The 17,475-nt window shown below is 66.5% G+C and carries 17 protein-coding genes; 5 read left to right on the forward strand and 12 right to left on the reverse strand.

Going from position 1 to position 17,475, the window contains the following annotated elements; all coding sequences use genetic code 11:
• Positions 1–101 precede the first annotated feature (101 nt).
• Positions 102–1,304, forward strand: a complete 1,203-nt coding sequence (locus TV39_RS16500) for a globin domain-containing protein (protein ID WP_043483577.1) — start codon at positions 102–104, stop codon at positions 1,302–1,304.
• A gap of 70 nt (positions 1,305–1,374) precedes the next feature.
• Here the strand turns inward: TV39_RS16500 and TV39_RS16505 are convergent, their stop codons facing one another.
• Entirely contained in the window at positions 1,375–3,885 is a 2,511-nt protein-coding gene (locus TV39_RS16505; RefSeq protein ID WP_043483907.1) for a trypsin-like serine protease, read from the reverse strand.
• 19 nt (positions 3,886–3,904) lie between these two features.
• Positions 3,905–4,618 carry a tyrosine-protein phosphatase gene (locus tag TV39_RS16510; protein ID WP_043483580.1) on the reverse strand — a complete coding sequence of 238 codons (714 nt, stop codon included), beginning with the start codon at positions 4,616–4,618 and terminating at the stop codon, positions 3,905–3,907.
• 196 nt (positions 4,619–4,814) lie between these two features.
• Between TV39_RS16510 and TV39_RS16515 the strand changes: the two genes are divergently transcribed.
• On the forward strand, positions 4,815–5,711 hold the full coding sequence (locus TV39_RS16515) for an SGNH/GDSL hydrolase family protein (RefSeq protein ID WP_043483581.1): 897 nt from the start codon (positions 4,815–4,817) through the stop codon (positions 5,709–5,711).
• A gap of 1 nt (position 5,712) precedes the next feature.
• On the opposite strand, the gene TV39_RS16520 is transcribed toward TV39_RS16515, so the two are convergent.
• Positions 5,713–6,321, reverse strand: coding sequence for a GNAT family N-acetyltransferase (locus TV39_RS16520; protein WP_043483582.1), 609 nt, complete (start codon positions 6,319–6,321; stop codon positions 5,713–5,715).
• A 35-nt stretch (positions 6,322–6,356) separates the two neighbouring features.
• Here TV39_RS16520 and TV39_RS16525 point away from each other — a divergent pair, with 35 nt between their 5' ends.
• Complete coding sequence (locus TV39_RS16525) at positions 6,357–6,797, forward strand: SRPBCC family protein (RefSeq protein WP_043483909.1); 441 nt, start codon at positions 6,357–6,359, stop codon at positions 6,795–6,797.
• A 53-nt stretch (positions 6,798–6,850) separates the two neighbouring features.
• Here TV39_RS16525 and TV39_RS16530 read toward each other — a convergent pair whose 3' ends face one another.
• The 5 genes from TV39_RS16530 to TV39_RS16550 all read right to left on the reverse strand — a co-directional run bounded on the left by TV39_RS16530 (position 6,851) and on the right by TV39_RS16550 (position 11,102).
• Positions 6,851–7,723: a 3-hydroxyacyl-CoA dehydrogenase family protein gene (locus tag TV39_RS16530; RefSeq protein ID WP_043483584.1), complete on the reverse strand. Its 873-nt coding sequence runs from the start codon at positions 7,721–7,723 to the stop codon at positions 6,851–6,853.
• A 2-nt stretch (positions 7,724–7,725) separates the two neighbouring features.
• On the reverse strand, positions 7,726–8,574 hold the full coding sequence (locus TV39_RS16535) for an enoyl-CoA hydratase/isomerase family protein (protein WP_043483586.1): 849 nt from the start codon (positions 8,572–8,574) through the stop codon (positions 7,726–7,728).
• Positions 8,574–9,803 (reverse strand): thiolase family protein, encoded by a 1,230-nt coding sequence (locus TV39_RS16540; protein ID WP_043483588.1) that lies wholly within the window; start codon positions 9,801–9,803, stop codon positions 8,574–8,576. The genes TV39_RS16535 and TV39_RS16540 overlap by 1 nt, the downstream gene beginning before the upstream one ends.
• A gap of 139 nt (positions 9,804–9,942) precedes the next feature.
• On the reverse strand, positions 9,943–10,629 hold the full coding sequence (locus TV39_RS16545) for a pentapeptide repeat-containing protein (protein ID WP_043483590.1): 687 nt from the start codon (positions 10,627–10,629) through the stop codon (positions 9,943–9,945).
• Positions 10,629–11,102 (reverse strand): SRPBCC family protein, encoded by a 474-nt coding sequence (locus tag TV39_RS16550; protein ID WP_043483592.1) that lies wholly within the window; start codon positions 11,100–11,102, stop codon positions 10,629–10,631. The genes TV39_RS16545 and TV39_RS16550 overlap by 1 nt, the downstream gene beginning before the upstream one ends.
• Before the next feature lie 168 nt (positions 11,103–11,270).
• Between TV39_RS16550 and TV39_RS16555 the strand changes: the two genes are divergently transcribed.
• Both TV39_RS16555 and TV39_RS16560 read left to right on the forward strand, forming a co-directional pair.
• The gene (locus TV39_RS16555) at positions 11,271–11,447 is read left to right on the forward strand and encodes a CsbD family protein (RefSeq protein ID WP_011693098.1); all 177 of its coding nucleotides are present in this window, start codon (positions 11,271–11,273) and stop codon (positions 11,445–11,447) included.
• A gap of 123 nt (positions 11,448–11,570) precedes the next feature.
• Positions 11,571–12,320 carry a dienelactone hydrolase family protein gene (locus tag TV39_RS16560; protein ID WP_052500601.1) on the forward strand — a complete coding sequence of 250 codons (750 nt, stop codon included), beginning with the start codon at positions 11,571–11,573 and terminating at the stop codon, positions 12,318–12,320.
• 143 nt (positions 12,321–12,463) lie between these two features.
• Here the strand turns inward: TV39_RS16560 and TV39_RS16565 are convergent, their stop codons facing one another.
• The 4 genes from TV39_RS16565 to TV39_RS16580 form a co-directional block, all read right to left on the reverse strand.
• The gene (locus TV39_RS16565) at positions 12,464–13,924 is read right to left on the reverse strand and encodes an amino acid permease (RefSeq protein ID WP_043483594.1); all 1,461 of its coding nucleotides are present in this window, start codon (positions 13,922–13,924) and stop codon (positions 12,464–12,466) included.
• Between the two features lie 206 nt (positions 13,925–14,130).
• The gene (locus TV39_RS16570; protein ID WP_043483596.1) at positions 14,131–14,448 is read right to left on the reverse strand and encodes a Rieske (2Fe-2S) protein; all 318 of its coding nucleotides are present in this window, start codon (positions 14,446–14,448) and stop codon (positions 14,131–14,133) included.
• Positions 14,445–17,063 carry a nitrite reductase large subunit NirB gene (gene nirB, locus TV39_RS16575; protein ID WP_268747796.1) on the reverse strand — a complete coding sequence of 873 codons (2,619 nt, stop codon included), beginning with the start codon at positions 17,061–17,063 and terminating at the stop codon, positions 14,445–14,447. Before nirB ends, TV39_RS16570 begins: the two co-directional genes overlap by 4 nt.
• The gene (locus tag TV39_RS16580) at positions 17,063–17,410 is read right to left on the reverse strand and encodes a hypothetical protein (RefSeq protein ID WP_043483598.1); all 348 of its coding nucleotides are present in this window, start codon (positions 17,408–17,410) and stop codon (positions 17,063–17,065) included. Before TV39_RS16580 ends, nirB begins: the two co-directional genes overlap by 1 nt.
• Positions 17,411–17,475 lie beyond the last annotated feature (65 nt).

Genomic DNA, 17,475 nt, shown 5'->3' on the forward strand with positions numbered 1-17,475 from the left:
GCCGATCGGCCCGGAAGTGGACCGGCCCCGGCTGTTAGGTTTGCTGTGCCGAGCGACGAACCACCGCCTGCACTAACCGGCAAGACCGGAAGGGATCAATCATGCTCTCAGACACCTCTTCTCCTGTCATCAAGGCAACGCTGCCTGTAGTTGGCGAACACATCGAGGAGATTGCAAAACGGTTTTACAAGCACATGTTCGAAGCGCGTCCGGACCTCCAGGACGGGCTCTTCAACCGGGGCAACCAGGCGGACGGGCGCCAGCAGCAGGCGTTGGCAGGGTCCATCGCCGCGTTCGCCGGGTTCCTGGTGGACAAACCCGATCAGCTTCCGGACCATCTGCTGTCCCGGATAGCCCACAAGCACGTCTCGCTGGGCCTGGCGCCGGACCAGTACCAGGTGGTCCACGACCACCTGATGTGGTCCATCGTGGACGTGCTCGGCGATGCCGTCACCCCCGAAGTGGCCGCTGCCTGGGACGAGGTCTACTGGCTCATGGCCAACATGCTCATCAACAAGGAACGCGGGCTCTACAACGCCGTGCACCTCTCACCCGAGACGATCTGGCGGACCTGGCGTGTGGCCCGGCGCATCCAGGAGACCGACGACGTGGTCACGTTCATCGTTGAACGCACCGACGAACGCGACGTCAAGCCCTCCCTGCCCGGACAGTACGTCACCATCAAGATGAAGATGCACGACGGCGTGCACCAGCCCAGGCAGTACAGCCTCACCAAGGCCGACGACGGCCACCACCGGCAGTTCGCGGTGAAGCGGGTCCATGGGCTCCCGACGCCCGACGGCGAGATGTCCAACCTGCTCCACAATGAGGTCCAGGAGGGCGACGAAGTGGTGCTCTCGGCACCTTTCGGTGATGTGGTGCTGGAGTACACGGACCGGCCGGTGGTGCTGGCCAGTGCGGGCATCGGCATCACCCCGATGGCCGGCATGCTTTCACACCTGGTGAAGTCCGGTTCCCAGCGCAAGGTCATGCTGCTCCACGCGGATGACACACCGGCGTCGTTCCCGCTCCGGGCCCAGGTCACCGAGGACCTCGCGTCACTGGCAGACGGCTCGTTGAATACGTGGTTCCTGGAGCCGAATGGCTCGGACAGTGCGTCCTCATTCAAGGGGTTCATGGACGTCAACGCGATGGAGCTGCCGGACGACGCCGAATACTACCTCTGCGGCCCGCTGCCCTTCCTGAAGTCCGTCCGGAGCGCGCTGGTCGCACGGGGCGTGCTCGCCAGGGACATCCAGTACGAAGTGTTCGGCCCGGACCTCTGGCTGGCCGACTTCCAGTAGCGTGGAGTTTTTGTCCACTTATCGCGAGCTACAGCCCCTCTTGGGCGCGATAAGTGGACAAAAACTCTCGTCACGGGCGGGAGCGCCGCCTGGCAATGAGCAGCGCGGCACCGCCGAGCAGCAGCACACCGGCTCCGACCCCGGCCGCGGTCAGCAGGCCGTCGGCGCCGGTGGCCGGCAACTGGCCTGAGACGCCGGCCGGAGTGATACCGGCGGGAACAATCACCGGTGCGGGGTCAACCACGAAGGTGAGGTGCACCGGCGCCGAGGCCACGCCGTCGACCCCCTGGTTGGCTGTCACCGTATGGGTTCCGGCGGCGAGCCCGGCCGGAACCGGCACGCTCCAGGTCCCGTCCGAGCCGGCCCGCACCGCGGTGCCGTCAACCGTGACGGTCACGGCCGCGCCTTTCAGCGCTGATCCGGTGATCCGCTGCGGAACGGCGTCGTGGGCGAAATGCTGGCCGTCCTGGATGTTGGCAACAACGGGCGACGGCGGCACCACTGTGAAGGTCCGGCTCGCCGCCGGGCCGTCAGCGGCGCCCCGGGCGGTCTGCACCGCCGTGACGGTGAAGGTTCCGAACTTCACATCGCCGGTCACCGGCACTTTCCACGTGCCGTCGAGCCCCACCACGGCCTGCCCGGTGGCGTCGCCGGAGAGTTCCACCGTGGCACCGGGCGTTCCGGTCCCCTCGATTCCCTCAAGCGTCGTGAGGGAGGCGCCCTCCGCCGGGCTGCCAATGACAGGTGCCGGGAGCTCGGACGGCAGCACGGTGACGTCGAAGCTGCCGGCCCCCGAATGGCTGAAGCCGTTGATGGTCTCGGCGGTAAACCGCAGCCGGCCGGCCGGGGACGGTGCAGTGAACTGCCATTGCCCGGCGGAGTCCACGGGTACTTCCACGGGCTCCTGCCCGGTGACCGTGATGCGGACTTTCGAACCCGCGGCGACGGCGGAGGCCGGGGCCGCCGGGACCTGTCCGGTGATGGTCTGGCCGAGTGCCACGCCGCCACCGTCGGCCGGTTCGGTGAGCAGGGGCTTGTTGAGGAACAGCTGAAGCTGGACGCCGGGAAGCCGGGTCATGGCGTCCTCCAGCGTGGTGGCCACGGCGAAGTTGTTGACCGGCTGCCCGGGAACCACCTGGTCTCCCGCGGAATGGGTGCCCACGGCGAAGTTCCCGCTGATCCAGGGGCCGCCGGAGTCGCCGCCGCTGGACTGGACGGAGGTGGACAGGAAGCCGCGGAAGGCCCGGAGGTCGGCCGGGTCCGCGGTGAAGCCGCCCACGACGTAGATGCCCACCTCATCCACCGTGCCGCAGGACCAGCCGGCAGTCCGGCCGGACCGGCAGACGGCCTGCCCGGGCGACGGCAATGCGGTTCCGATAATCTTCACTGCCGTGGATCCCGGGTCCGTGGGCGCATCCCAGCGCGTGGTTGCGGGCTGGACTTCGAGGCCCGGCCGAATATCCCTGATCACCGCGATGTCCGTGCCGACGTTTCCGGGATTGGCTTCGTCGCCGGTGATCCGGGAGTTGCCCGGGCCGCCGAACTGGCTGAAGCCCAGGGTGCCGAGCAGCCTGTTCGCGGGTGATTCGGGGCGCTCCACGTTGGCCGTTGTGGCCGTGCCGTCTTCGGTGCAATGGCCGGCAGTGAGCACCAGCGGTTTTCCGTCGGGGCTGTACGCGCCGTAACCGGCGGAACAGATGATGCCGGTATTGAAGACGTAGCCCTGCCCGCCGAAGAAGTCCTCCTCCGGCGCAATCGGGGCGCCTTCTTCCAGGCGGACGTTGGAATACCGCGCCACGAATTCGGACGGCGAGGGCGACGCCGCTGACACTCCGGGGGATGCAGGGTTGGCCGGGGCACCTTCGGCCTCCGGCTGGTTGGTGCCGCCGGTGCGGATCACGAAGCTGCCGTTGGCATACGCCACAGCCTGAAGGCCTTCGGCGCCCACCTCGCGGACGTAATCCTTGAACAGCTGGTCCGTGCTGGCTGCCACCCGTTCCGGCGCGGAAGGTTCGGCCTGCGCGGATGCTGCCGGCGTCGTAGCCGGCGTGGACGTTGAAGGCGCCGGCTGTGATGGTGGCTCCAGCGTGGCACTGGACGCTACCAGCACAAAGTCACCGGGCCCCGCGGCGTTGAGTTCAGCTACCCGGTCTTCGAGCTCCGGTCCGGTGCCCTCCACCACAATCCGGCCGTCTTTCAAGCTGATTCCCACATAGCCGGGCAACCCGCGCAAGGAGGCAACGGCGTCGGCCGCGCGTTTGCCCTGCTCACCGGCGGCGTTGAACTGCTCCAGCGTCATTCCGAGGTCGCGGAGGACGGCCTCCGCCAGGCCGGCGTCGCTGATGCCAGGCGCGGAATCGCCCGCCGGGGATGCCGGGGTGGATCCGGCGGGTGCCGGGGATGACGTCGTCGCGGGCGCCGGGGTGGATCCGGCGGGCGCCGACACGGAAGGATCGGGAATTGGCGCACCGGACTCTGCGACGGCGGGGACCGCCAGGAAGGTGCCGCCGAACGTGAGGGCGGCACAGGCGGCGAGCCCCAGGGCGCGGTGGAACGGGTTCCGGCCGGAGTGATGCGTCAAGGTGTCCCCCATAGTGTGTTTACGTCGTCACCCTGGTTGCCAGCCGGGAACGGATGGCAGCCAGTTCGGCCACGGTGACCCCGTGCCGCAAGAGATAGTCCCGGGTATCCAGGCCGCGGACAAATTCCAGGGTTCCGCCGCCGCGTTTCTCCAGGAGGGGCACCAGCGCGCCCTCCTCCAGATAGCGCTCATGTTTATGCGGCGGCCCGACGAGCCGGTGGCGCTCGTTGATGCCCCGCATGGCCGCCTGGTAACCGGAGACAATCTCATGGTCGCCGGCGCCGGAGAGGTCCTGGAGCATGGCAGCCACCATTCCGCTGCGGTCCCGGCCCGCCGAGCAATGGATCACCACACCGGCGGGGGCCGCAGCCACCGCCTTGAAGACAGCCACGAGCTTTTCCGGAAACAGCCGGGCATTGGCCGCGTAGCAGGCGGGGTCGTTCAGGTACGGGGAACACAGCTCCCTGAACTCCGGGTGGTCCGGATCCTCGGTGGGGGCATGCACGACGTCGAACGCCGCCAGCACCTCCGCGTCCACGGCGGGGTCGGTGTCCCTCAGCCCGCGTTCCGAGGGGTTCCGGAGGTCGATCACGGTGCGGACGCCGTCGTCGTACGCCTGTTTCCAGCCCGTCTCGGTGACCCATTCCCGGCGTCCCATCCGGAACACGCGGCCGGAAATGCGCCACGCATTCACGGCTCCGTCCCAGTTCACGGGCTGTCCAGGCTGTTCCATCCAGACAGCTAATCACAGACCCCTGACATCCGGCACGGGTACCGGCCGATAAATAGGGTGGCGGCCGGCAAATAAACGGGTATTCCGGCCCGTATCCGGCGGCCGGGCGGCCGGGTACCGTTGGGCATACTTGCGGCTTGGCCGCCGGCCCGCGGCCGAACAGCCCGGCCCACAGTTCAGAACAAAGGGGAAACTGATGAGTGACCGGACATTACGACGGCGGCAGGCGGCGTTCGCTGCCGGCCTGGCAACGCTGGCCCTCGCTATGGGAACCTCGGCGGGGCCGGCGGGAGCGGCACCTGCGGGGGAACTTGATTACATAGCAGTAGGTGACTCCTACACCGCGGGAACCGGCGCGGGAGCAGCCACCAAACCCGCCGGGACAACATGCTGGCAAAGCAGCCCGGGGTATGTCGGCGACGTCGACAAAACAGGCCGAGTGTCCCTGGTGGTCAATGCCGCCTGCCATGGGGCACTCCTTTTTTCGGGCGACGACCCGCTCCAAAAACAAATTAGCGTCGAAACCCAGCTCACGGGTCTCGTCGCCGCGCAGAAACTGAATCCGTCCACCGGCATCGTCACCATCACCGCCGGAGCCAACGACGCCGGAGTGAGCCAGGTGCTGGGCGCCTGCGCCGCCTACGGCGTTGAAGTGTGCGCCGGTGCTGTGGCGTCCTCCGAAGGCGGGATGAGTCAGGTAGGTGAGGCGCTCGCCTACATCTACGGGCAGATTCACGCGGCGGCTCCGTCCGCGAAGGTCGCCGTCCTGGGCTATCCGAGGCTGTTCGAGCCGGCGGACGGGAATCCGTACTTCTCCGCGGACGAGCAAAGGCTGATCAACCAGGCCACGGACAAACTCAATGCCGCCATCGCCACGGCAGTCTCCAACGCCAATGCTTTCGGGGCGAACGCGCAGTTTGTCGACGTCACAGCGAGGTTTGCCGGGCATGCCGTGAACTCCGCCGATCCGTGGATCGCCTACGACGGCGGGAATCCTCTGGCGGATTCCAACTTCCACCCGACGCCCACCGGGCACCGGGCCTATGCAACGGCCGTGATGAGCGAGGTCAAGCCGGGCACGTTGGCGAGGTAGCTCAGCGCTGCTTCGCCAGCCTGAACTCCAGGCCGGCACGGACCTGGGGCCACTCGTGCTCAAGGATCGAGAACACCACAGTGTCCCGGAGCTGCCCGTCCGCCGTCCGGGTGTGGCTGCGCAGCACGCCGTCCTGCTTGGCGCCCAGCCTCGCAATCGCCTCCCGGGACTGGTGGTTGAACCAGTGCGTCCGGAACTCCACGGCCGGGCACCCCAGCGTTTCAAAGGCGTGCCGCAGCAGCAGCAGCTTCGAATCCGGGTTGCTGCCGCTGCCGTGCGAAGAAGCCGCATTCCACGTGGAGCCTATCTCCAGGCGGGGAGTGGCGGCGTCGATGTTCATGTACGTGGTCATCCCGATCACCCGGCCGGGACCGCCAGTGGCGGCGTCAACCAGGCGTGTGGTGAACGGGAGCATGGAGCCGGCTTCCTGCAGCCGGAGCCGGCGGTCGATCTCGGCCGCCATGCCTTCAGGCGTAGGCACGCTGGTGTACCAAAGCTTCCAGAGTTCACCGTCGCGGACAGCCTCCACCAGGCCGTCGTGGTGCGCATGGCTCAGGGGCTCCAGCACAACGTATTGACCGGTCAGCGTGATGGTTTCGATGGAAGTCACCGGACCATCCTAGGGGCAGCGGCTAGGCTGTGGGGATGATCACAGTAGCGGGAACCGTCAGCTCTCCCCTCGGGGCAGAGGAAGCCTTCACCTACCTGTCAGCCTTCGAGCACACCGCGGAATGGGACCCCGGCACCCCCGTGGTGAAGAAGCTCTCCGAAGGTCCCGTTGCCGTGGGCCACCGGTACCACGCCGAAGCGGAGTTCCGGGGCAAACGGCAGACCCTCATCTACGAGGTGGTGGAGCTGACCAGAAACCACATCAAGCTCCGGGGCGAAAACAAAACCGTCATATCCGAGGACTCCATCGACGTCTCCCCGGACGGCACCGGCTGCACGGTGAAGTACACGGCCGAGTTCCAACTCAAGGGTGCACTCAAACTCATTGAACCCATTATGAAGCCGGCGTTCACGTCGCTCCGGGACCCCGCAATGAACGGACTAAAGTCCGCCCTCGACACGCGGGCCGGGCGCTAAGCTCTCCGGGCGCTTAGGGCCGGGCGCTAAGCCCGGGCGCTAGGCAGCGGGCCCTACGCCGGCCAATCGAAGAACCCCTTGCCGGTCTTGCGCCCCAGTTCGCCGCGGGCCACCTTGTCGCGCAGGATCTGCGGCGGCGCGAAGCGCTCCCCCAGGGTCGACTGCAGGTACTCCGCGATGCCCAGACGGACATCCAGGCCCACAATGTCAGTGGTCCGCAGCGGACCGGTGGGGTGCTTGTAGCCCAGTACCATGGCGTTGTCGATGTCCTCGGCGGACGCGACGCCTTCCTCCACCATGCGCATCGCCTCCAGGGCAATGGCCACGCCCAGGCGCGAGGAGGCAAAGCCGGGGGCGTCATTGACGACGACGGCGGTCTTGCCGAGCGCCTCCACCCACCTTTTCGCTGCGGCGGCCAGGTCCGGTGACGTCTGCTCGCCGAGCACCACCTCGATGAGCGTGGACGCGGGGACCGGGTTGAAGAAGTGCAGGCCCAGGAAGTGTCCCGGGCGCTTGAGTTCGCGGGCCAGGCCGTTGACGGACAGCGAGGACGTGTTGGAGGCAAGGTAGGCGTCGCGGGAGAGGCGCTCCTCGATTCCGCGGAGTGAGGAGACCTTCAGGTCCCAGTCTTCGGGAACGGCCTCCACCACCAGCTGGCGGTCCTTGAAGTCGTCGTAGTCCACCGTCACGGAAAGCCGGGAGACCATTTCGTCCAGGTTGCCGTCCGTGGCGCCGCGTTCGATGCTCTTGGCGGCTGCGGACTCCACGCGTTCCCGGGCCGCTTCGGCCGAAGCCTCGTCCCGCTCCACCACCAGGACGTTGGCACCGTTGATCAGGAAGGCGTGGGCGATGCCCGCCCCCATCCGGCCGCCGCCGAGGACGCCTACAGTGGCGGGAAGGCCCGCCGGAAGTACGGAATTGCCCATGGTTACTTCGTCCCGTCTTGCTGGTTGGAATTCTTGTCTGTGGTGTTGGCCGATTTCTTGGCCGCTTTTTTATCCAAGAAGGTCTGCATCCGGTCGAACTTCGCCTGGGATTCGAAAAGGATCCCCTGCGCCAGCTGGTCGATCAGCGGGTGCGCCTCTGCGGGGGCGTGGAATACGGACTTGGTGATCCGCACGGCCAGCGGGTCCTGCCGTGCAATGCGGTCCGCGAGGCTGTGGGCGCCGTCCATCAACACGGGGGCCTCGTGGATTTCTGTGATGAGGTTGACGGCGAGGGCCTGTTCGGCGCGCAGCACCAGTCCGGCCAGCAGGATCTGCTTGGCAACGGGTTCGCCCACCAGCTCCTTTAGCCGCCAGCTGGCGCCGGCCGCGGCCAGGATGCCCAGGCCGGTCTCGGGGTTGCCGATGCGGACGCTGGGTGTTCCGATCCGGAAGTCCGCTGCGTACGCGAGTTCCGCGCCGCCGCCCAGGCAGTAGCCGTCCAGGGCCGCAATCACGGGCATCGGCAGCTTCGCGATCCGGACGAAGATCGTCGAGTTGATGCCCTGCAGGGCGTCGTCCCGGCGCCGTTCACGCAGCTGGGCAATGTCCGCACCTGAGGCGAAGACGCCGTCCACGCCCGCGATGATGAGCACCTTGGGGTTCTGCTCCAGCGCGGCGCACACGACGTGGAGCTCGTCCACCATCTGCTGGTCGATGGCGTTCCGGACCTCGGGGCGGTTCAGTTGCACCACCACCCGGTCCTCACGCTCCTCGACCAGGAGGGTGCGGAAGTCCCTGTCGGTCAGGTCCGGGGTGCCCAAGTGTCCGTTCGCGCTTTCCGGGGCCGCCATTAGACGCGCTCCAGCAGCATCGCGGTGCCCTGGCCGACGCCGATGCACATGGTGGCGAGGCCCATTTTGGCGTCTTCGCGTTCCATCCGGCCCAGCAGGGTGATGGCGATCCGGGAGCCGCTGGAACCGAGCGGATGCCCCAAACTGATGGCGCCGCCGTCGCGGTTCACAATCTCCGGGTCCAGCCCGAGCCGGCGCATGCTGGCCAGCGACTGCGTGGCAAAGGCTTCGTTAAGTTCGACGGCGCCAAGGTCACCCACGCTGTAGCCGCTCCGGCCCAGCACTTTCTGGGTGGCGGGGACGGGGCCGATGCCCATAATTTCGGGTTCGCAGCCGGCTGAGGCGCCGTCAACGATGCGGGCCCGCGGGGTGAGGCCCAGCTTCTGGATGGCCGCTTCGGACGCCACGATGATGGCGGAGGCGCCGTCGTTCAGCGTGGAGGAGTTGCCGGCCGTGACGATCGAGCCGCCCTTGACCACGGGGCGGAGCCCGGCGAGCACGTCCATGGTGGTCCCGGCGCGGGGGCCTTCGTCGGTGTCCACCACTGTTTCGCCCTTGCGGGTCTTGACCGTCACCGGGACGATTTCGTCCTTGAACCGGCCGGCGGCGATGGCCTCGAGTGAGCGTTCGTGGGAACGGACCGCAAAGGCGTCCGCGTCTTCGCGGGAGATACCGTCCACGCGGCCCACTTCCTCGGCGGTTTCCGGCATGGAGTAGGTCATTTTGCCGTCCCGGGAGAGCTCCCCCTGCTGGAACAGCGGGTTGGCGAACCGCCAGCCGATGGAGGTGTCGAAGATGGCGCCGGGCTTCGCGAAGGCCGTCTGTGGCTTTTCCTGCACCCAGGGCGCCCGGCTCATGGATTCAACGCCGCCGGCAATCACGATGTCCGCGGCTCCCGACTTGATCATGTGGCTGGCCATGATGATGGCGCTCAGGCCGGAGGCGCACAGGCGGTTGACCGTAATGCCGGAAATATGGAGCGGAAGCCCGGCCAGCAGGGTGGCCATGCGGGCCACGTTGCGGTTTTCCTCGCCGGCGCCGTTGGCGTTGCCGAGGATCACTTCGTCGATGGAATCGGGGTCAAGGCCTGCGCGGGAGACGGCCTCGCCGACCACGAGGGCGGCAAGGTCGTCGGGACGGACAGCGGAGAGCGCGCCTCCGTAGCGGCCCACTGGTGTGCGGGCACCGCCCACCAAAAATGCCTGCGGTCCTGCTACTGCTGAGGCCATGGAAACACCCTTCACGCGATTAACGGCAATGTCATCTGCGGCGCCAAACAGCGTTTGAATCAACAACCGCTAATTTACCGACCGTTCGTTCTATAAAGATTACACTGCGGCCGCAAGGGGTCAACCAACTTCCCGGTACTTACAGAACCGTGACGCCGAGGTGGGCTGCCAGCAGCGGGGCCAGCAGGGTCAGCTGATAGTCGTCGATCACCACGCCGGACAGGCTTCCGAGTCCGCTGATGGTGCGGAAGTCCGTGCCGCGGAGGTCGAAATCCTTGAGTTTGGCGCCGGCGAGGTCGAGCGTGCCGATGGTGCAGTTCTTCAACGCCACCCGGGTTCCCGTCACCGACCCCAGGTCCAGCTCATTGATGATGCAGTCGCTGATCTGCACATCCGTCAACCTGGAGCCGCGCAAGTTCACATAGTCCAGCTTCCCGCCGTCAATCCGCACCGACGTCCAGCCGCTCTCGTACAGCTCCGCCGAACCCCACCGGGGATTGGCGATCTCCACATCCCGCAACGTGGCCCGCGCCGCGGTCAGTACCGGGGCGTACATTTCGGCCAGTATGCAATCCCGGAACGTCGCGCCGCGCAGCTGCGTCTCGTTGAAGGAGACCCCTTCGAAGGCACACTCGGCGAAGTCCGTGCCGCTGAGCTCGAGGCCGTCCGCATCGGCGCGGCTGAACCTGAGGCCGTCATACCGTTCGCCCCGCTGGAAATCCGGTGCGGGCTCATCGCGTATCTCTTCCAGCCTGACCGGGGAAAGCCTGGGGGCCGTCACCTTGGGCGCTTTGGGTGCCTTGCCTGCCGCGCGACCGTCCGCCATCAGAGGGACTCGGCCTTCGCTGCGATGTCGGCGACGTCCTTGGCCAGCGCCTTCCGGGTAATGCCCATGCCGATCCTGCCGAAAAGTGCCAGCATGACCTTGCTGAGGAGGGTGGGCCTGACGACTTGGGCGCCGAAGGTCAGCGTGAGGTCAGTCCCGCCGTCCCGTCCGGCAAGGATGAACCGCGTGGTGTAGTGGGCACCGCCCTGGAGCGCCTTGACCGTGGTGGTTCCGGCCCGCGTTGGCGACGGCGGCTCAGCCTGGGACACCCACATCTCGACGGTTTCCGCCTGGCCCATCATGGCCCGGGTTTCCTTCCACCGGGTACCTTCACCGTATGCGCCCTCGCTGAGCATCTGGACGGACTCGACTCCGGAGAGGGTGGCGGCGGAGCCCGGGATGTCCGAAATCACGACCCATACCTTGTCCGGACTGGCATTGACGTGATGCGTGAGCGTGGTCTTGTGGTCCATGACCTCGAGCCTATCCGCGAGCGCGGGCAGGCGTCACAGGAGACGCCCGGCAGGGCGGCCCAAAGTGGCGAAAGCACGCCTGAATCGGCGTCCTTGATTTAGTAAGCATGCTTTGTGTTAGGGTAAAAGTGCTTAGTTTTTAACCGGCAACGAGAGGTGGAATACACCATGGGTATCGGCGACAAAATTCAGAACGAAGCAGAGCACCTTGGCGGCAAGGCCAAGGAAGCGGCCGGCAACGCCACGGACAATGACCGTCTGCGCGCAGAGGGTCAGAAGGACCAGGTTGTTGCTGACGCCAAGAAAGTTGGCGAAAACGTGAAGGACGAGTTCAAAAGAGACTAAAGCATCCCGGGCGGGGGCCACGGCCACTGCCTAGGAAAAAACGGCGGGCATTCCTTTGGGGGATGCCCGCCGTTTTTGTGAGATTCTCGGGTGGACAGCAACCGCCAACGGAAGGTCCGCACCATGACGATCATCGACCTGGGCGGTGCCGGAAGTAACGCGGCCACGCCCGCAGACACTGCCGGGACCGGCTCCCCCAACCTGCGCGGGTACCTGGCTGAACCCGCGGGACAGGGCCCGTTTCCCGCCGTCCTGATGATCCACGAAGCGTTCGGCCTCAACGACATTTCACGCCGCCAGGCGGACCGGCTGGCGGCCGCCGGCTACCTGACCCTGGCGGTGGACCTGTTCAGTGACGGCGGCATGCGGCGCTGCATAGTCTCCACCATGAGGGCGATGGCGTCCGGATCCGGCCGGGCCTTCACGGACCTGGCCATCGCGCAGGCCTGGCTGGAGAACTCCGGCCGGACCAACGGCAAGATCGGCGTGATCGGCTTTTGCATGGGCGGCGGCTTCGCACTGCTGCTCGCCAACAAAGGCTTCGACGCAGCCGCCGTCAACTACGGCAGGCTGCCGAAAGACCCGGAGGAGGCCCTGGCGGGCGCGTGCCCCATCGTGGGCAACTTCGGCAAGGCGGACCGCACGCTGGCCGGCGCTGCAGCGGAACTCGAAGCTGTGCTGGACACGCTGGGCGTCGAGCACGACATCAAGGAGTTCAACGGCGCCGGCCATGCCTTCATGAATGACGCCGAAGAGGGACCGCGGATCCTGCGCCCGCTCTTCCGGGTGATGGGCATCAAGCCGGACCCGGAGGCGGCGGCGGAAGCATGGCAGCGGATCGAGGACCACTTCGCCCGCCACCTGAAGGACTAGTCCCCATCGATTGCTCCGCAACGGCCTTTTTGCGGCCCCGTAACGGCGTTTACGGAGCAACCGATGAGGGAAATGGCGGACGACGGCGGCGGCCACCTCGTGAGGTGACCGCCGCCGTCGTCGTACTGCTTGGGTGAACAGCGTTAGCTGAAGAGCTCGCTCTTCGGTTCGTTGTTCCTGACCTTCTTCCAGCCGAGCCACAGCACCAGGACAAAGAACGGAATGGTGGCGAGGGTCCAGAGGCCGAGGTGGAAGACCTCACCGGTCTTGCTGGTCATGGTGTCGAAGCCGATCAGCACGGTGATGGCCAGCAGGGCAACCAGGCCGGCCCAGCTGCTCCAGGTTCCGCCGGGCGCGGGCAGGGAGGAGACCTTGCCCTTCGTCTTGCGCAGCGCGATCTGGCTGGCGAAGATGGCACCCCACGTGAAGATCACGCCGATGGACGCGGAGTTGAGCGCGAGGTCGAAGGCGTGCGAGCCGCCCAGCCAGATGTTCAGCAGGATGCCGACGAGGTAGACGGCGCCGATGGCCAGGATGGCCGCGTACGGCACGTGGCTCTTGGACATCCGGGTCAGCCACTCCGGGGCGTGCCCGTTGTTGGCCATGGTGCGGAAGATCCGGCCGATCGAGTACAGGCCCGAGTTGCAGGAGGACAGCGCGGCGGTGATGACGATCATGTTCATGACGTCGCCCATCCAGCCCAGGCCCATCTGGCCAAAGACGGTGACGAACGGCGAGGTGCCTGCCACGTACTGGTCCGAGGGCAGCAACATGGCCAGCAGTGTCACCGAACCGACGTAGAACACCACGATGCGGAAGACCACGGCCCGGATCGCCTTGGGTACTTCCTTGGCAGGGTCCTGCATTTCGCCGGCCGTGATGCCGACGAGCTCAATCCCGTTGTAGGCGAAGATCACGGCGTTCAGGACCAGGATCATGACCAGGGCACCCTTGGGGAACATTCCGCCTTCGGCTGCGAAGAGGTTGTTGACCGAGGCATGGCCGTCGCCCACCTGGGCGTTGGTGACCACCATGAAGGTGCCCACGGCCAGGAAGATGAGGATGGCGCCGACCTTGAGGCAGGACGCCCAGAATTCGAATTCGCCGAACGCCTTGACGCTCATGAGGTTGACGCCCACGAGCAGCAGCAGGGCAGCGATGGCGGTCAGTTCAACCGGCACGTTGGGGAAGAAGAACTGGAAGTACAGTCCGATCGCGATGAGCTCGGCGATGCCCGTCATGGCCCAGTTGATGAAGTACATCCAGCCGGACACGTAGGCGCCCTTTTTGCCGAACATTTCGCCGGCGTAGCTGACGAACGAGCCGGACGTCTGGCGGTACATGATGAGCTCGCCCAGGGCGCGCATCAGCAGGTAGGCGATGACGCCGGCAAGGGCGTAGGAGAAAATCAGCGCAGGGCCGGTGGAGGCCAGGCGTCCGCCGGCACCCATGAAGAGGCCGACGCCGATGGCGCCGCCCATGGCGATCATGGTGACCTGGCGGCCGCTCAGGGACTTCTTGTAGCCCTCGGCACTGAGGGTGGAGTCGACGACGGCGGATTGCACCGTCGGGCTCTTAAGTTCTGTTGGGGTACTTTGTGGCACAACTGTTCCTTGTGGGTCGGGGTATGGCCGGCTCAGGAACGCAGAGCAATTCTCCGGATAATTCGGGCTTATCCCTCGTCTGGGCAATTATCCGGAGGAAAACTCGCAAGGCGTCGAAGTTCGCGCGGCCTCCCCAGTTTACAAGGCCCGCGGAACCGTCAGTGACGCAGACAACAGCAGCAAGGAGTTATGCCGAATAAATTCGGCTACCTCGCGGAGGTTCGCAGAATAATATTCTGATGGTTGTCGATTTGGACGTCATAGCTGGTCAAAGGTTCGGCGCCGGTGGTGGAGCATCCGGTATCCAGCCTGAAGGCGTTCTGGTGCAGCGGGCACAGGACCACGTCCTGGTCGATGGTGCCGTCCGCGATCGGACCGCCCTTGTGCGGGCAGACGGCGGACAGCGCCCGCAGGGTGCCGTCGCGGAGCCGGAACACCGCCACCTGCTCGCCGTCGACGCCGAACGCCCGCCCCTCCCCGAAGGGAATCTGGCCGACGGGCCCGAGGTTGCGGCCGGCATTCATCGGACCGGCACCCGGGGAAGCACCGTGAGCGGCAGCGAGGTGCGGAACTGCCCGGGCGTGAGCGGATCATCGCGCTCGGTCCAGGGATCCACATAGCTGTCCACGGAAGCCTGCATGGCGGCGTCCAGCCCGGCCGCGAGGCCCTCCGCATCCTCCACCACCACGGCACGGACGCGGTCAATGCCCACCCGCGGCACGAAGGAGTAGGTGCGTTCCAGCCAGTTGGCGTTTTCGCGGTAGTACTGCATGAACCGGCCTGAGAGCACCTTGACCTCTTCAGGATTGTCGACGGTGGCCAGCAGGTCACCCTTGCGGATGTGGGCGCCGGCCGCTCCCCCGACGTAGATTTCCCAGCGGCCGCCTTCCACCGCCACCACGCCCACGTCCTTGACCAGCGACTCGGCGCAGTTCCGCGGGCAGCCCGAGACCGCCAGCTTCAGCTTGGCCGGCGCCTCGATGCCCTGGAACCGGGTTTCGATCTCGATGCCCAGCTTGGTGGAGTCGCCCGTGCCGTAGCGGCAGAAGTCCTTGCCCACGCAGGTTTTGACGGTGCGGAAGCTCTTTCCGTACGCGTAGCCGGAGGGCATGTCCAGGTCCGCCCAGACCTGCGGCAGGTCCTCTTTGGGCACGCCCAGCAGGTCGATGCGCTGGCCGCCGGTCAGCTTGATCAGCGGAATGTTGTGCTTCTCGGCGACGTCGGCAATCCGGCGCAGCTGCTGCACCGACGTCACGCCGCCCTTCATCTGGGGAACCACGGAGAATGTGCCGTCGCGCTGGATGTTGGCATGCACACGGTCGTTGATGAACCGGGCGTCCCGCTCGTCGATGTACTGGTCAGCGAGCATCATCTTCATCAGCGAGGCGAGGCCCATCTTCGATTTCGCGTCCTCGGCGCTGCCCGGCGCCAGCGCGGCGAACACCGAAGAGACCGAGCGGAGTCCTTGTTTGCGGATGGCCGCCATCAGCGAGGCCTTGTCCAGCGGAATTCCCGGCACGTAGTAGCTGGCGGCCGGGTCCTCGGCCACGGCGCCGTCGGCCGCCCACTCCACCACCTGCTTCACCAGCAGCTTGCAGGAACCGCAGCCCTTGCCTGCCCGGGTGGCGTCCATGGCTCCGGCCAGGGTGTTGCACCCGCCCTTGACCACATCCACGAGTGACTTCTTGCTGACGCCGTTGCAGTTGCAGACCTGGGCGTCGTCGTCGAGTTCGGCCACGCCCTGTTCCTCCGCAGGGCCGCCCAGATCGAACATCAGCGAGATCCGCTCCTCGGGCAGTGGCAGCCCCTTGTCGAAGGCCTGGGTCAGGTAGGCCACCTTGCGGCTGTCGCCGAGCAGGGTGGCGCCCACCATCTTGTTGTCCCGGATGACGATGGATTTGAACACGCCGCGGCTGGGCTCGGAGAAGACGATATGTTCATCCGTGTCCCGCTCCGGTCCGTGCAGGCCCATGGATGCGACCTCGACGCCGGCAACCTTGAGTTTCGTGGCGATCCGGGAGCCGAGGTAGGCCGAGGACGTGTCCGTGCCGGTGACGTGATCGGCGAGCACCACGGCCTGCTCCCACAGCGGGGCCACCAGCCCGTAGACCTCGCCGCGGTGCTGGACGCATTCGCCCACCGCGTAGATGTCGTCCTCGTCCACCACGCGCAGCTGGTCATCCACCACGATGGCGCGTTCCACGTGCAGTCCGCTGAGCACGGCGAGGTCCACGTTGGGCCGGATTCCCGCGGCCACCACCACCATGTCGCAGGCGATGTCCGGCTGGTCCCGCAGCCGGAGGCCGGTGACCTTGTCCGTTCCCAGGACCGCGGTGGTGCGGCTTTCGGTGTGAACCCGGATTCCCAGCGCTTCCACGCTCCGGCGGAGGATGGCTCCGCCGTCGGGCCCCATCTGGGCGTTCATGAGGTGCCCGCCGGAGTGGACCACGTCGACGTCGATACCGTGGCTTTGGAGCCCGCGCGCCGCTTCCAGCCCCAGCAGGCCGCCGCCGATGACCACCGCCCTGCGTTGCCTGTCCGAGGGGTGGCTGTTTGGGTCATCCCCGTACCGTGCGTGCTGGACCATGTTGCGGGTGTCGTCGATGGTGCGGAACGTAAAGACGCCGGGTTTGATGGAGCCGCTGGGCGTGTACAGTCCGTCCATCGGCGGCATGAACGACTGGCTGCCGGTGGCGATGATCAGCACGTCGTACGGCACCACGTGGCCGTTGTTCGCGAAGACGTACTTGGTGAAGCGGTCGATCCGTTCCACCCGGACCCCGGCGTGCAGTGTGATGTTGTTGTCCTGGTACCAGTGCAGGGCGTTCAGGAAGATGTCCGCGTCGCTTTCCTCGCCGGAGAGGACGTGGCTGAGCATGATCCGGTTGTAGTTTCCGTACGGTTCGTCGCCGAACATGGTGATGGTGAACTGCTCGGCGCCGCCGCGGGCCAGGATCTCCTCCACTGCCCGGGCGCCGGCCATGCCGTTGCCGATCACCACCAGACGGCGGCGGGCGTCCTGCCTGCCCTGCCGTGCCTGGTGCTTGGGCTGGAGCCTGCCCTTTCCGAGGGGCCCCGGCAGGGTGGGCCGGGTCTTGTGCTGGGCCTTGTCCTGAGTCTTGTCTGCGACAGTGGTCATCAGTGTTCCACCATGCCCAGGTCAACCACCAGGTAGCCTGTGACGCCGTCGGCCGCCAGGAGGAACACCTCGATCACCGAGCCGCCCTCGATGTCCTCCACCACGCGCAGCGGCACGTGGACGTCGCTCTTGGCGCCGATGGGGAAATACCGCATGGGGACGCCGTCGCGCATCAGGACGGCGGTGATCAGCTCGGAACTGGAGTTGCCGCCCCGGAAGTAGAGGGTCTGGTTGATGATTCCGTCCGGAACGAAGTGCGCGAGCTCCCGGTGGATGGGAACGGGCTTCTCAAGTCCGGCTCCCTGAAAGGGGAAGACGCCCTGCAGGAAAAGGTTCTTGGTGATCACGGGACGGATCCTTTCGGCCGGCTGGGTAGGCCCGGCGGCGGAGCGCGCGGGTGCTACTTGAGCGT

This window comes from Arthrobacter sp. SPG23 (assembly GCF_000876655.1).
Taxonomy (GTDB): Bacteria; Actinomycetota; Actinomycetes; order Actinomycetales; family Micrococcaceae; genus Arthrobacter.